The organism is Kluyvera sp. CRP (assembly GCF_019930565.1).
Classification (GTDB): Bacteria; Pseudomonadota; Gammaproteobacteria; order Enterobacterales; family Enterobacteriaceae; genus Kluyvera; species Kluyvera georgiana_A.
The window spans coordinates 1221683-1235699 of the sequence record NZ_CP082841.1; the positions used below are offsets into that span (position 1 = coordinate 1221683).

At 51.8% G+C, this 14017-nt stretch carries 14 protein-coding genes; 12 read left to right on the forward strand and 2 right to left on the reverse strand.

The features are described from left to right. From K7B04_RS05660 to K7B04_RS05715, 12 genes are all read left to right on the forward strand, one after another. Positions 1–1032 carry a sigma-54 dependent transcriptional regulator gene (locus K7B04_RS05660; RefSeq protein WP_167574735.1) on the forward strand — a complete coding sequence of 344 codons (1032 nt, stop codon included), beginning with the start codon at positions 1–3 and terminating at the stop codon, positions 1030–1032. Positions 1033–1051: 19 nt separating this feature from the next. Beyond that, the gene (gene fliE, locus K7B04_RS05665) at positions 1052–1420 is read left to right on the forward strand and encodes a flagellar hook-basal body complex protein FliE (RefSeq protein ID WP_167574736.1); all 369 of its coding nucleotides are present in this window, start codon (positions 1052–1054) and stop codon (positions 1418–1420) included. Positions 1421–1430: 10 nt separating this feature from the next. Then, a complete protein-coding gene (gene fliF / locus K7B04_RS05670) occupies positions 1431–3116 on the forward strand; it encodes a flagellar basal-body MS-ring/collar protein FliF (RefSeq protein WP_167574737.1) in 1686 nt (561 codons plus the stop codon). Further along, on the forward strand, positions 3088–4113 hold the full coding sequence (locus K7B04_RS05675) for a flagellar motor switch protein FliG (RefSeq protein ID WP_167574738.1): 1026 nt from the start codon (positions 3088–3090) through the stop codon (positions 4111–4113). Before fliF ends, K7B04_RS05675 begins: the two co-directional genes overlap by 29 nt. Positions 4114–4116: 3 nt before the next feature. Then, a complete protein-coding gene (gene fliH, locus K7B04_RS05680; RefSeq protein ID WP_223803655.1) occupies positions 4117–4866 on the forward strand; it encodes a flagellar assembly protein FliH in 750 nt (249 codons plus the stop codon). After that, the gene (gene fliI / locus K7B04_RS05685; RefSeq protein ID WP_223803656.1) at positions 4853–6172 is read left to right on the forward strand and encodes a flagellar protein export ATPase FliI; all 1320 of its coding nucleotides are present in this window, start codon (positions 4853–4855) and stop codon (positions 6170–6172) included. The genes fliH and fliI overlap by 14 nt, the downstream gene beginning before the upstream one ends. Positions 6173–6178: 6 nt before the next feature. Continuing rightward, entirely contained in the window at positions 6179–6625 is a 447-nt protein-coding gene (gene fliJ, locus K7B04_RS05690; RefSeq protein ID WP_167574741.1) for a flagellar export protein FliJ, read from the forward strand. Positions 6626–6630: 5 nt separating this feature from the next. Then, positions 6631–8070 carry a glycosyltransferase family 2 protein gene (locus K7B04_RS05695; RefSeq protein ID WP_223803657.1) on the forward strand — a complete coding sequence of 480 codons (1440 nt, stop codon included), beginning with the start codon at positions 6631–6633 and terminating at the stop codon, positions 8068–8070. Further along, the gene (locus tag K7B04_RS05700; protein WP_223803658.1) at positions 8057–8998 is read left to right on the forward strand and encodes a hypothetical protein; all 942 of its coding nucleotides are present in this window, start codon (positions 8057–8059) and stop codon (positions 8996–8998) included. Before K7B04_RS05695 ends, K7B04_RS05700 begins: the two co-directional genes overlap by 14 nt. A gap of 88 nt (positions 8999–9086) precedes the next feature. After that, positions 9087–10916 (forward strand): glycosyltransferase family 25 protein, encoded by a 1830-nt coding sequence (locus K7B04_RS05705; protein ID WP_167574744.1) that lies wholly within the window; start codon positions 9087–9089, stop codon positions 10914–10916. Between the two features lie 45 nt (positions 10917–10961). Next, positions 10962–12341: a bifunctional cytidylyltransferase/SDR family oxidoreductase gene (locus K7B04_RS05710; RefSeq protein ID WP_167574745.1), complete on the forward strand. Its 1380-nt coding sequence runs from the start codon at positions 10962–10964 to the stop codon at positions 12339–12341. 4 nt (positions 12342–12345) lie between these two features. Beyond that, positions 12346–12795, forward strand: coding sequence for a hypothetical protein (locus K7B04_RS05715; protein WP_223803659.1), 450 nt, complete (start codon positions 12346–12348; stop codon positions 12793–12795). Between the two features lie 377 nt (positions 12796–13172). Here K7B04_RS05715 and K7B04_RS05720 read toward each other — a convergent pair whose 3' ends face one another. Beyond that, positions 13173–13610 carry a flagellar protein FlgN gene (locus tag K7B04_RS05720; RefSeq protein ID WP_223803660.1) on the reverse strand — a complete coding sequence of 146 codons (438 nt, stop codon included), beginning with the start codon at positions 13608–13610 and terminating at the stop codon, positions 13173–13175. 3 nt (positions 13611–13613) lie between these two features. After that, positions 13614–13982, reverse strand: a complete 369-nt coding sequence (gene flgM, locus K7B04_RS05725; RefSeq protein WP_317983360.1) for a flagellar biosynthesis anti-sigma factor FlgM — start codon at positions 13980–13982, stop codon at positions 13614–13616. Between the last annotated feature and the right edge of the window lie 35 nt (positions 13983–14017).

Here is a 14017-nt window from a genome sequence, read left to right on the forward strand (position 1 = left end):
ATGAGCATTATCATTGAACGTGAAGACCGTCACGGAGAAGGTTTTGTTGCCGTTTCTCCTGCCAGCGTGGGCGTAATCTCATTAGCTCGCCGCGTTGCTAAATATAATGTATCAGTCCTGGTGACTGGTGAGACAGGAACGGGCAAGGAGTGTGTCGCTAAATATATCCACGAGCATGCCTGCGGCAGTGAAGCCCCGTACGTCGGGGTTAACTGCGCCGCTATTCCAGAAAGTATGCTGGAAGCGATTTTATTTGGTTATGAGAAAGGTGCATTTACCGGCGCGGTGGCGAGTGTAGCCGGTAAATTTGAGCAGGCAAACGGCGGTACGCTACTGCTGGATGAAATTGGCGATATGCCGCTGTCATTACAGGCGAAGTTATTACGGGTATTACAGGAGCAGGAAGTTGAACGCCTGGGTAGCCATAAACGTATTCCGCTGGATATTCGACTGATTGCCTCTACCAATAAAGACTTACAGCAGGAAATTGCCGAAGGCCGTTTCCGTCAGGATCTGTTTTACCGTATTTCCGTGGTGCCTATTCACATCACACCGCTGCGCGAGCGCAAGCAGGACATCCTGCCGCTGGTGCAGCGCTTTATTGCCAAATACCGCGCCTTCCACAAAGGCGACGTGCGCCTGAGCGACGATGCGCGCAACGCGCTGCTCGGCTATGACTGGCCGGGCAATGTGCGTGAGCTGGAGAACGTTATCCAGCGCGGCATGATTCTGGGCAACGGCGATGAAATTAAAGCCGCCGACTTTGGTCTGGTGGCGCGCGTGCCGCTGCCGGAAACCCCATCGGTGGGCGTCATGCCTGCTTACCGCGAGCAGGATACCGGCAGTTCTGCCATCCGCGACGTGAAGCTGCACGGACGTCTGGCGGAGTACCAGTACATTATCGATCTGCTCAAACGCCATAAAGGCAATAAATCCAAGACCGCGGAGTTTTTAGGCATTACCCCACGCGCTCTGCGTTACCGCCTTGCGTCAATGCGCGACGAAGGCATTGATATTGAATGTTATTCCTGAGGCCAGGAAGGAAGAAATAATGGACAAGATTGCCGCCGCAGGTATTAACACCGCGCACCAGGCGCTGCTGGACCGTATGCAGCAAACGGCCATGCTGGCTTCCGCCGGCTCGGTCAACACCGCACAGACGATTGCCCCGGCGAACAGCGCGTTTGCCAGCACCGACTCGGTCTCTTTTTCCCGCGTGTTAAATAACGCCATCGACAACGTGGACGCGCTACAGCACAGCGCCAGCGCCAAACAGACCGCAATTGATATGGGTCAGAGCGACGACTTAGCCGGCGCGATGATTGAGAGCCAGAAAGCCAGCGTGGCCTTCTCGGCGATGATGCAGGTGCGCAACAAGCTCAACAGCGCGCTCGACGAAGTGATGAATATTTCGCTGTAAGGTCTGTACCGTGTTAAACAAAATCAAAGATCGTCTCCCTGCCGTCTCCCTCCCCGCTGGCATCAACAATCCGAAACTGCTGGTGATTGCCGGTGGCGTGGTGCTGGCGATCGCCATCATTGCGTCGCTGTGGAATCACAATCAGGGCTACGTCGCGCTGTACGGCGCGCAGGAACAGGTGCCGGTCGCGCAGGTCGTGGACGTACTGGGCGCGGAAAACATTGCCTACCGCATTAATCCGGATAACGGCCAGGTGCTGGTGACCGAAAACAAACTGTCCCAGGCGCGTATGGCGCTGGCGGCCAAAGGCATCAGCGCGGCAACGCCGGACGGCTATGAGCTGATGGATAAAGAAGAGATGCTCGGTAGCAGCCAGTTTATCCAGAACGTGCGCTACAAGCGCAGCCTGGAAGGCGAGCTGGCGAAAAGCATCATGGCGCTGGACCCGGTAGAAACCGCGCGCGTTCATCTTGGGCTGAGCGAGTCCAGTTCGTTTGTGCTGACCAATAAGCCGAACAGCAGCGCCTCGGTTGTGGTGCAACTGCGTTATGGCCGACAGCTGGATGAACAGCAGGTGGCCTCGATTGTGCAACTGGTGTCCGGTTCCGTACCGGGTATGTCCGCCGAGAGCGTACGCGTGGTCGATCAGGCGGGCAATCTGCTGTCTGATGGCGTGGCCGGGCCGGACGGCAGCATCGCCGGTAAACGCCTGGGCGACGATGTCATGCAGCGTATCCGCGAAGATACCAGCAAGAATATCGCCAGCCTGCTGACCTCGCTGGTTGGCGCGGGCAATTACCGCATCAGCGTCGCCCCCACCGTGGACTTAAGCCGTGTGGAAGAGACTCAGGAACGTCTGGGCAAAGATCCGCGCGTCAGCGATGAGCAGCTAAGCCAGGAGAACACCACCAACGAAATGGCGTTCGGGATTCCCGGCTCGCTAAGCAACCGCCCGGTGAACCAGAACCCGCAGGCTGCTGCCGCACAGGCGGCGGGCGATGCGGCTCCGGCGGCTAACACCGCGGCTAACAACACCAGCGACCCGCGTTCCCTCTCCAGCCGTAGCCAGGAGCAGCGTAAATACGCGTTCGATCGCGACATCCGCCATATCCGCCATCCCGGCTACAAGCTGGAGAAATTGAGCGTCGCCGTGGCGTTGAACCAGTCCGCGCCTGCGCTGGCCAATATTACCCCCACGCAGCTGACGTCGATCACCCGTCTGGTGGAGAGCGCCGCCGGTATTGATAAAGAACGTGGCGACGCGCTGACGCTGGACGTGCTTGCCTTCACCGCGCCGGCAACCGACAGCATGCTGAACCAGAAGTGGTGGAAAGACCCGGATATGCAGTACTGGGGACAAAACGGCGGGATTGGCCTGCTGGCCTTGCTCACGCTGCTGTTTGGCGTCCGTCCGCTGGCCCAGCGTCTGGGACGTCGAGAGCGTCTGGTGAACGAGGTTGAACAGAACGAACGCGGCCTGTTGACCGATGAGTCCGAAGCTCAGGATGACAATCTCACCGCGCTGCCGAGCACCGCTTTTAACAACAACGACGATCTGCTGCCGCCGCAAAGTTCCGGCCTGGAAACCAAGGTGGAGTATCTCCAGGTTCTGGCCCAGAGCGAGACGGAGCGCGTAGCGGAAGTACTGAAACAGTGGATTAACAGCAATGACCGAAGCAACAGCAAATCGGAATAGTAATTCAGGTAGCCGCAGCCGTCTGGAACAGGCGGCCATCCTGCTGATGAGCGTGGGAGAAGAAGCCGCGGCGCAGGTGATGCAGAAGTTGAACCGCGAAGAGGTTGTGCTGCTAAGTGAAACCATGGCGCGTCTGCATGATGTGAAGGTTAACCACGCGCGTCAGGCGATGAACAACTTCTTCTCCGACTACCGTGAGCAGAGTGGTATCAACGGCGCATCGCGTTATTACCTGCGGAGCATTCTGGAAAAAGCGCTGGGCGGCGAAATTGCCCGCAGCGTGATTAACGGCATCTACGGTGATGAGATTCGCTATCGCATGGCGCGCCTGCAATGGGTGGATATTCCGCAGCTGGCGGCGCTGATTGAGCAAGAGCACCTGCAATTGCAGGCGGTGTTCCTCGCCTTCCTGCCGCCGGATATTGCAGCCAGCGTACTGAGCGTGCTGCCGAGTGAACGTCAGGACGAAATCATCTACCGCATTGCGCGTCTGGATGACGTTAACCGCGACGTGATCGACGAGCTGGATCGCCTGATTGACCGTGGCATCGCGGTGCTCTCCGAGCACGGCTCGAAGGTCGCCGGTATCAAGCACGCCGCGAATATCGTCAACCGTATCCCCAGCAACCAGCAGGAACTACTGGAGCAGCTGCGCGAACGTGACGAGAGCGTGGTCGACGATCTGCAGGATGAGATGTATGAGTTCTACATCCTCAGCCGCCAGACCCCGATGACCCTGCAACGCCTGATGGATGAAGTGCCGATCGATGAATGGGCCGTGGCGCTGAAGGGCACCGAGCCGGTGCTGCGTCAGGCGATCTTCAACGTCATGCCGAAGCGCCAGGTGACCCTGCTGCAAAGCACCACCACGCGCCTGGGGCCGGTGCCGGTCAGCCGTATCGAGCAGGTGCGTAAAGAGATTATGCAGACCCTGCGCCAGCTGGTGGAAGAGGGTGAGATTCAGGTACAGCTATTCGCAGAACAGACGGTGGAATAAGCCATGTTCAAAAAACGCAGCTTATCGCTGAGCGCCAACCGCCATGCCACCGCGAAACCGCAGCTGCATAAATTCCCGCCGTTGCGTAAACGCTGGGCGACGCCTGACGCGCCGATGGACGACCAGACGGTTGCCGCGCCGGATCCGGCGGCGTATCAGCAGCAGTTGGAGGAAGGCTTCCGCGAGGGCGTGAATCAGGGCTTCGCGCAGGGAATGGCAGAAGGCAAAGAGGAAGGCTATCAGGAAGGCATGCGTCTGGGCTTTGATGACGGGATGCGTAAAGGGCTTGCCGAAGGTAAACAGCAGGCTCGCCAGCAGTTCCTGGATGCGGCGTCGCCGTTTGAGCGCATCACCGCCGACGTCCAGCGTTTCCTCGACGGTTATGAACAGCGTCGTCGCGAAGAGCTGTTACAGCTGGTGGAGAAAGTCACCCGTCAGGTGATTCGCTGCGAGCTGGCATTGCACCCGACGCAGCTGCTGGCGCTGGTGGAAGAGGCGGTGACCAGCCTGCCGCAGCCGCCGGAGCAAATTCGCGTGATGCTCAATGCTGAAGAATTCCGCCGCATCAGCGAAGCGGAGCCGGAAAAGACCCGCGAGTGGGGGCTGGTTGCCGATCCGGCGCTTGAGCTGGGCGAATGCCGCGTGATTACCGATACCACCGAGATGGACGTTGGCTGTCAGCACCGCCTCGACCAGTGCGTGTCGGTGCTGAAGGACAACCTGTTGCCGGAAGCCGCGCATGAGCAGCCTTGATTTCGAACAGGCGCTGCGCTCCATTGAACAGATCGATCTGGCGCGCGTCGCCGGACGTCTGGTCCGCGTCAACGGTATTTTGCTGGAGTGTGTTGGCTGTCGTCTGGCGATTGGCCAGCTGTGCCACGTCGAAAGCATCGAGCACGAGATGATGGAAGCGCAGGTGGTGGGCTTTGACCGCGAAGTCACCTACCTGATGCCGTTCAAGCAGCCTTCCGGCCTGATTGCCGGCGCGCGCGTGTTTCCCGCCGGAAAAAGCGAAGGCGTGATGATTGGCGACCAGTGGCTGGGGCGGGTGGTTAACGGCCTTGGCGAACCGCTGGATGACAAAGGCAAACTCGGCGGCGACACGCTGCTGCCGCAGCAGCTACCGCAAGTTCACCCGCTGAAACGCCAGCCGGTGGAAGCGCCGCTGGACGTTGGCGTCCGCGCCATTAACGGCCTGCTGACCATCGGCAAAGGCCAGCGCGTGGGGCTGATGGCGGGCAGCGGCGTGGGCAAAAGCGTGCTGCTCGGCATGATTACCCGCTACACCCAGGCCGAAGTGGTGGTGGTGGGGCTGATCGGCGAGCGCGGCCGTGAAGTGAAAGAGTTTATCGAGAACTCGCTACAGGCCGAAGGGCTGGCGAAGTCGGTGATTGTCGCCGCACCGGCGGACGAATCGCCGCTGATGCGCATCAAAGCCACCGAGCTGTGTCACACCATCGCCAGCTATTACCGCGATAAAGGCAAAGACGTGCTGCTGCTGGTCGACTCGCTGACCCGCTACGCCATGGCGCAGCGTGAGATTGCGCTATCACTCGGCGAACCTCCCGCCACCAAAGGCTATCCGCCGTCGGCGTTCAGTATGATCCCCCGTCTGGTGGAGAGCGCCGGCAACAGCGAAAGCTGCGGATCGATGACCGCGATCTACACCGTTCTGGCGGAGGGCGACGATCAGCAGGATCCGATCGTCGACTGCGCGCGTGCGGTGCTCGACGGCCATATCGTGCTGTCGCGCCATCTGGCGGAAGCAGGACACTATCCGGCTATCGATATCGGCCAGTCGATCAGCCGTTGCATGAGCCAGGTCACCGCCCGCGAACATCAGCTCGCCGCGCGCGCGCTTAAGCAGCTATACGCCGAATACCAGAGTATTAAACCGTTGATTCCGCTGGGGGGGTACGTTGCTGGCGCAGACCCGCTGGCTGATAGAGCCGTCCGTCTCTCTCCGGCCATCACGCAGTTCTTACAACAGGAAGTTCAGGACGCGGCGTTAATGGATTCGACCGTTAACGATCTGCGTACGCTGGCGCAAGCAGGGTAATGCACGATGAATAAACTGATTTCTACGCTGGAACAGCTTCATCTGATGCGCACGCGCGCGGTTGATGATCTCAGTTCGAAGCTGGCCTCGCAAAAGCAGGTCTGCCAGCGCTTTGAGAAGAATATTGATGCGCTGACCTCGCTGGCCTCCGGGCTGGCGGAGCAGAGCGTCAATAGCGCCGTGATGATGATTAACCAGTCGAAATATAAGCACAATATTCAACGTGTTATCGACTGGCAGAAACAAGAGCAGGCGCTGGCTAACCTCGAAGCGCAAAAAATTCAGGGCAATCTGCTGGCCGAGGCGAAGCGCGAAAAGAGCCTCGAGCTGGTACTGGACGCCAAACGCAGCGACCAACGCATGGAAATGAGCCGTCGGGAGCAAAAAATGACTGATTCTGTTTCTACCCAGTGCTGGCTGCGTCAGCAGCTGGCCGCCGCGCGCCAACGATAATTGTGATGAAGACCGCCAATAAACCAAACCTGATGTCCGCGTTGCTGGCTCGCCAGCAGCGCCCGCAGCCGCAAACAACGCCATTTGTCAGTGTCGTCTGCCCGACCTATAACCGCCGCGAGTTTCTGCCCTATCTGCTTTATATCTGGCAGTACCAGGACTACCCGGCGGACAAGCGCGAGCTGATTATTCTCGACGATTCTCCGACCAGTAACGCCGATCTCATCGAGATGATGAGCGACCCGGCGACGCCGAACGTACGCTATATCCATAGCCCGGAGCGATTGGTGCTGGGCCATAAACGTAATCGGCTTAACGCGCTGGCGAAAGGGGAATACATCATCTGCTTTGATGATGACGACTACTATCCGCCGAATAAAATTTCCCATCAGGTGACGCAGATGCAGAGTCATCACGCGCTGTTTTCCGGTTGCGATCAGATCTACATCTGGTACAGCCACCTGGACAAAATCTACCTGACGCACCCTTTCGGCGCGCACCATGCGCTGAACGGTACTTTTGGCTATCACCGTAATCTGCTGAAGAAAAACCGTTATGACGATGATGCTACCCGGGCAGAAGAGTATGCCTTCCTGAACCGTTTTACGACGCCGGTGCAGCAGATTGACCCGAAGCAGAGCATTCTTTGCATTTCGCACAGCAGTAATACCTTCGATAAAGACTACATCATGGACAGCTCCACAGCGGTGGATCTGACGCTTGAAGATTTCGTCCACGACCCCAACCTGCTGGCGCATTACCGTCGCCTGAGCACCGCGCCGCTCAACACGCTGGTGAACTGGTCGGTGTTTGAGAAGGTTGCCGTGATTTACGAACCGCAGCAGGAGGAGATGCTTCCCGAACGCTGTGAGGCGCTGCTGGCGCTTGGCGTCCAGGCCGATCAAATCTGGCCGGTGGCGAAAGTGAAGGCCGAGTCGAGCGATGCCGCCGCGCGGCAGACCCACTACCAGATTGTGGCGCACGCTAAACAGCAGGGCTGGAAGAACGTGGTGCTGCTGGATGCCGAACTGCGGTTTGTGAAAAAAGAAAACGCGGTGAACAACATCAACAAACTGCTCAACGGCCTGGAACTGCTGGATTGGCAGGTGCTGCTGCTGGGCGGGCGCTATGAACGCTTCGTGCCCACGCGGACCATGCAGGGCGTGGCGCGAATTTACAAAGCGGGCTGCGCGTGCGCCTACGCGGTGAATGCCAACTATTACGACACGTTGCTGGAGACCTACCAGCAAGCGCTCAGTCTGGATCACTGTTGGCAAAATCTGCAGCAGCAGACGCCGCTGTGGCTGGGCTTTAGCCCGAGCTTTGCTTTCTTGCAGCATCATCCAGACCCGAAAACGGGTGAGCTGATCGACTGTACGCACTGGTTTTTCCGTAAACATCGTGAAGCCGAGACGACCAAAGAGAACACACATGGAACTGATTGAACATTACCAACCTGAATTCGTTGCACGCTTCGATGCGCGGGAGACGTCGTGTGCCTGTCCGGCGTGCCAGAATGCCGAACAGGCGTGGCCGCACATCAGCGTAAAGCTGAAAAACCAGCAGCGTGAAACGCTGGATATTGGCTGTGAAACGGCGGCAAAAGAGATGCTGTTCAACCCGGAGGCCTTCGTGCTGCATACCGCAAAGGCCGCACCGCAGAGTGAAGAGTTACTTTCGGCGTGGAGCGAAGCGCTTAACCAGCAGTGTATCAACCTGGCGGTGCATCCGGCGCTGACGCTGGAAGAGAGCTTGTATGCCATCGGCATACTGCTTAGCAAAGCACAGCAGCATCTGGATAACGGCGAAAGCGATCCGGCGCTACTGGTCGACATGGGGGCGCAGTTGGCCACGCTGGCGGAACAGGGTGTACTGGCGCAGCAGTTTGCTATGTTGCCGCCCATCATCGAGAACCGTGCGGCGGAGCTTAAAGAGATGGGGGCGATGCGCCTGAACCTGAATCTGCCGATGGTGGAGAAAATGGGAATGTCGCTGAAGCTGAGCGAACTGGCGATTATGCAGCCCGCACGTCTGGCAGAGCGTCAGCAGGCGCTGGATTCGGCATGGCCCACGATCGCGCTGTTTGACGAACAGCCGCATACGCTGCGCAATATCCTCATTTATCAGCTGTATAGCGATATTTTCCCCGGCGTAGGCTGCACCAATTACGGCGAAGCGCTGCTCGGCCTCGCGCGGCAGTTTTTCCACATCAAAATGCTGTGCGTCATTCGCGCCGAGCAGAAGGAACTGACTCAGGACGATGTCGCGCTGCTGGTAAGCGCCCTGCGCGGCTGGCAGCAGAAAAATCCGTTTGTCGCCGAAGCGGGGAATACGGCGGATTATAGTTTGCTGTGCGGGCTGTCGCTGCTGTAATTGTGAATGCAGCTGACCTGAAGATACCGCTTATATCAGCGGTATTTTTTCATCCTGTTTTTTTGATTATTATTTTTCATAAAATACTATGACCACTATTGATTGGAATATCATTGATAAAGTTATTTTTATCAATCTAGACAGGCGGAAAGATCGTCGGGTACGAATTGTAAAACATCTCAAAAAAATAGGTGTGCCTAAGGATAAGGTTTTCCGATTAGATGCGGTTGAGCATAGCCCTGGATATATTGGTTGCTCACTTTCGCACATTGCCGCTTTAGAAATGGCACAGCAAAACAAATGGCAAAGAGTGCTAATTCTTGAAGATGACTTCTCCTTCTCTGAGACGGAGGAAAATTTCGAAAATGTGAATCGTTATTTTAAAACACTTAATAATATTAGTTGGCATGTGGCTTTTTTAGCTGCTAATTATCAACAGGTGACACCATTAAAGAGTGTAGATTATCTTGTTAGAGTGGATAAAGCCTGGTGTGCATGTGCTTATATTGTCAACGCTTCTTATTATGACAAGTTGATTCATAATTATCGTTCAGGCGTTTTCGCATTACTACAGGGTGGAAGTAAGCAAGAATACGCTCTTGATGTGAACTGGCATTCCTGCATGCAAGAAGATTTATGGTTAGGTATATTTCCTAATAGTGGTTACCAGTTACCTGATAAAAGTGATATTGAAGAGGTTGAGGTTGATTATCAATCGCTGTTTAATAAACCGCTCCATCAGATAACAACTCCAGAACAATTCAATAACCCGACGACCGGGCCTATAAAAGTTGATTTTTATTTCCAGTGGCCATCGGGTTGGACTAATTTTGAGTCAGTCATTCAGGCTATGCTTAATAATCCAGCATTTGATTGTCAGGTAATTGTTGTTCCTTATCTTAATTGGCATGCGACAGATATCAATGGTGATATTCAACGAAAGATACTCAAAGATAGGTGTATAAAGTATGTTGGTTTTGAAGATTACTTATTAGAAAACCGCAGACCTGATGTCGTTTTTCTTCAGAATCCATACGATGAAGCCCGTCCTGAAGCCTTCCGAAGTGATTATCTTTATCGGCGTGGGGTGAAAATTGCTTATATTCCCTATGCACTAGATACTGGTATTGGCGAAGAAAGTATGATCTATCAGTACAATCTCTTATGCCAAAATATTGCAACTTGGGTATTTGCTCGCTCTCAGCGCCATAAAGATGAGTTCGCCGTTCAATGTCAGGCTGGTAATAAACACGTTTATGTTACAGGCCACCCTAAATTTGACTATTACGAGAGTCGTTATCAGTCAGTTGCGCGCATGGGAGAAAAAAATCAGGTGAAAACTTTTCTGTGGACAACTCATTTTGTCCTGCCTGGTGATGTTAAAATGTATACTACATTTAATATCTATTGTAATGTTTTTATTGAGTTGATGATGCGGGATGATATTCATCTCATTATTCGACCACATCCTTTATTCAAACAGTGGATTCATGAAGCCAGTCAGATTGCTCGCGACAATTACGAGCGATTGGTCAGAATTTCTGCGACCAGAAATAATGTAACTTGGGACTTTAGCCCAACTTATCAGGAATCGTTTGCTAAATCGGATGCACTTATTGCAGATGCGGGTTCCTTTTTACTTGAATATCTCCCGTCGAAAAAACCGATACTTTATTTAACTCACGAAAATTGTCACGGTTTGAATAAAACGGCTGATTTTATATATAAAAACTATGATGTTGCATGGCAGGAAGAAGATATCCATCGTTTTGTAAATAATGTGGTCAATAACCTGGATCCGATGAAATCAGCACGTGAGGTTATTTTACGTGAAGAGCTTTGTATTGATGATACAACAGCGGGAGAAAAAATTGCCAATATTATTCATAATTCATTACGTGGTGAAGGAAGTGTATGAATATTGTGGTTTCAGGATGATTATAATAATGGAAGGTCTCATTTAATGAAAAATATTGCCATAATTCTTTCTGGTGGTGTCGGTACCCGTTTCGGTCAAATTCAACCGAAACAGTTTTCTAAGTTGGCTGGAAAAGCGATTATCGAATATACGATTGATTGCTTTGAAAAATCGTCACATATTCATGAAATTATCGTTGTTTCACAAAGTGACTATAGCGAACTGATCTGGAATTACGTCCGGAAAAACAATTGGCAGAAAGTTAGCAAAGTTGTGCATGGGGGAAATGAAAGATTTTATTCTTCATACTCTGCTTTGCAATCAATTATAGATTATGATGAGGAATGTAAGGTATTATTTCATGATGCAGTTAGACCGTTGGTTGATGAGTCTATTATTCAGAAATGCATACAGGCATTAAATAATTTTAAGGCTGTTGATGTGGTTATTAATTCTGCCGACACTCTTGTCGAAGTACAGGATGACGGTTGCATTTCTAACATTCCTAATCGTTCCGTAATGCGTCGAGGGCAAACACCACAGGCATTTCATCTGGCAACGATACGTCAGGCTTATGAGAAAGCCATGATATCAGGTAAAGTTAATTTTACCTGCGATTGTAGCGTGCTTCGTGCAATGCTTCCTGCGATACGTGTAATGACTGTTGATGGGCATGAAGACAATATAAAAATCACACACCCTATTGATTTGTTTCTAGCAGAAAAATTATTACAGGAAAGAAGTCAGTCCTCTGCCAGTTCTCCGACAGATCTCAGTTTTTTACGGCATAAGAATATTGTGATCTTCGGTGGTTCGAGTGGCATTGGTCAAGAAATGATGAACATCGCAACTTTATATGGAGCTAAAGTTTATATTGCAAGTCGCTCTCATAATAATGTTGATGTGACTAACTTAAGTTGTGTAAAAAGTTATTTGAAAGATATCGTAGATGAGCATGGTGATATTGATTATGTTATCAATACTTCCGGTGTGCTCATTAAAAAACCGCTTGATAAATTAACAATGGAAGAAGTTTCCCTATTAGTTAATGTTAATTACCTCGGTGTTGTTAATGTCGCAATAGCGGCAAAAGACACGCTTGCTCGTAAAAATGGTATGTTACTTAATTTTGCTTCTAGTTCATATACGCGTGGAAGAGCTTTTTACGCTTTATATTCCTCAGCAAAAGCAGCTGTCGTGAATTTAACGCAAGCATTATCGGAAGAATGGATTCAGGAGAGTGTACGTGTCAATTGTATAAATCCAGAGCGCACCGCAACTCCAATGCGGAAATCAAATTTTGGCCTGGAGCCAATTGATACACTATTGACACCAAGAGATGTCGCCTCAAAAAGTCTTGCTGTTTTAGCAATGCAAAGCACAGGTGTGGTTATTGATATCAAAAAAGATGGCTTGAAAGGTTAATTTCATGATTCATGATCGCATTTTTCTACCAAACGATAATTTTCCGGTGCATTATCGCTTTAAAACGGCAGAACGGGATTGTAAGCATTTATTAATCGTTATGTCGGGATTCAATGTACCGGATCCGACAGTCTATGACTTTGAAAATGTATTATTACATTGCGATTCTCATATTTTATGGATTAAAGATGATTTTGATAAGTTACCTGCTTACTATCTTTGTAATAATATGTCCTTTGATATTGAGGAGAACGTTAGTAGTCTGATTTTAGGGGTGATAGATTTTCTTAAATGCACAAGCTCGTCGATTATTGGTGCTTCAAAAGGCGGTAGTATGGCGATGTATTACGGCATTAAGCATAATATTAATAATATTATTTCTATAGTGCCCCAATTTAACATTGGGAGCTATGTTTGTGAGGGGGTTATTGGGAGGATATTGGTAAAGTCATGATGGGGGAATTCCGTAATGAACACATTGACATTCTTAACAATAAATTGTCTGGAATAATTCGCAGTGCCAAAAAAAGGATGGGAATATATACTTATTTTCATCCCCTGACGACCATCAGTATCCGGTTGAAATACTCCCAAATTTAGATGGGTTTAAAGATTATAAGAACTTTAATTTCATTTTAAGTAAATCAAAAATGATTACTCAGCATAATGAAGTTGCCAATTATAACATAAAGTTAATATTGTCATTAATATACCAATTTGAACATGGCATTGCACCGCTATGGGGTATTATACATAATGGTGAAGCTTGGAGTTAATCATGAAAATATTATACCTGGCAAGTTATTTGCCAGGATGAAATGTTTGTTAACCCTACCCCTGCTGATACAACCAATTCTCCGGCTCACTGGTATTCAGCAAATTACCCAGAATATCTTGCTGCATACTCATCAACGCCCCGTTGTAGTCGTTGGCGATCCGGCAATCAGCAGCCTGCTGCTGAAGACTTTGCCAGAGGGCGGAAACAGAAGGCTGATGGGCGGCAGGTAGGCGGGCGATCAGCGTTTTCAGGCCTTCGGTGCTCGGGTCAATCCCTAACTGGCCGAGAATCTGGTAGCGCTGCTGGCTGCTTTGCGACAGCTGCTGGTACAGCGCCATAATCTGCTCGTTGATGACGTCGAGCGACGCGGCGTCTCGGGCAACAATGTGGTGGCGCTGCTTTTCAAGTAGTGTGGTCAGGGCATGATAGCGTTTACGGTCTTCGGTCATGTCCTGAATCAGTGCTTTAACGCGTTGGGCTGCGTTAGTCATAAATTACCTCTGGAAATACTTCTGCATCGCATCGGTCAGCGAATCAATATTGACGCTGATTTTGCCGCTGCTGATGGCTTCTTTCATTTCGGCGACGCGCGCCATGTCGACTTCTGGCAGCGTGCTCAGCTGCGTTTGCGCATCGCCAAGAACCGGATCAATCGCGGCGCTGCGCGTCACGCTGGTGCCTTCCTGAGCCACGGTGCGGGTCTGCTCCGCGCTGCTGGCTTTATTGATTGCGGTGGTCAGGTTGTACTGTGGTGCGGTTACTTTCATCGCTGCGCCCTCGTTCTCATTGTTTATGGTGGTGGCGTATGAACCTTGCCCTGCGGAAGTCGGACTTCCTGTGCCGTTGTCAGTAAAGAGCGGCAGTTAAGGAAGATAACTTAAACGTTGCGGGAAGTTTT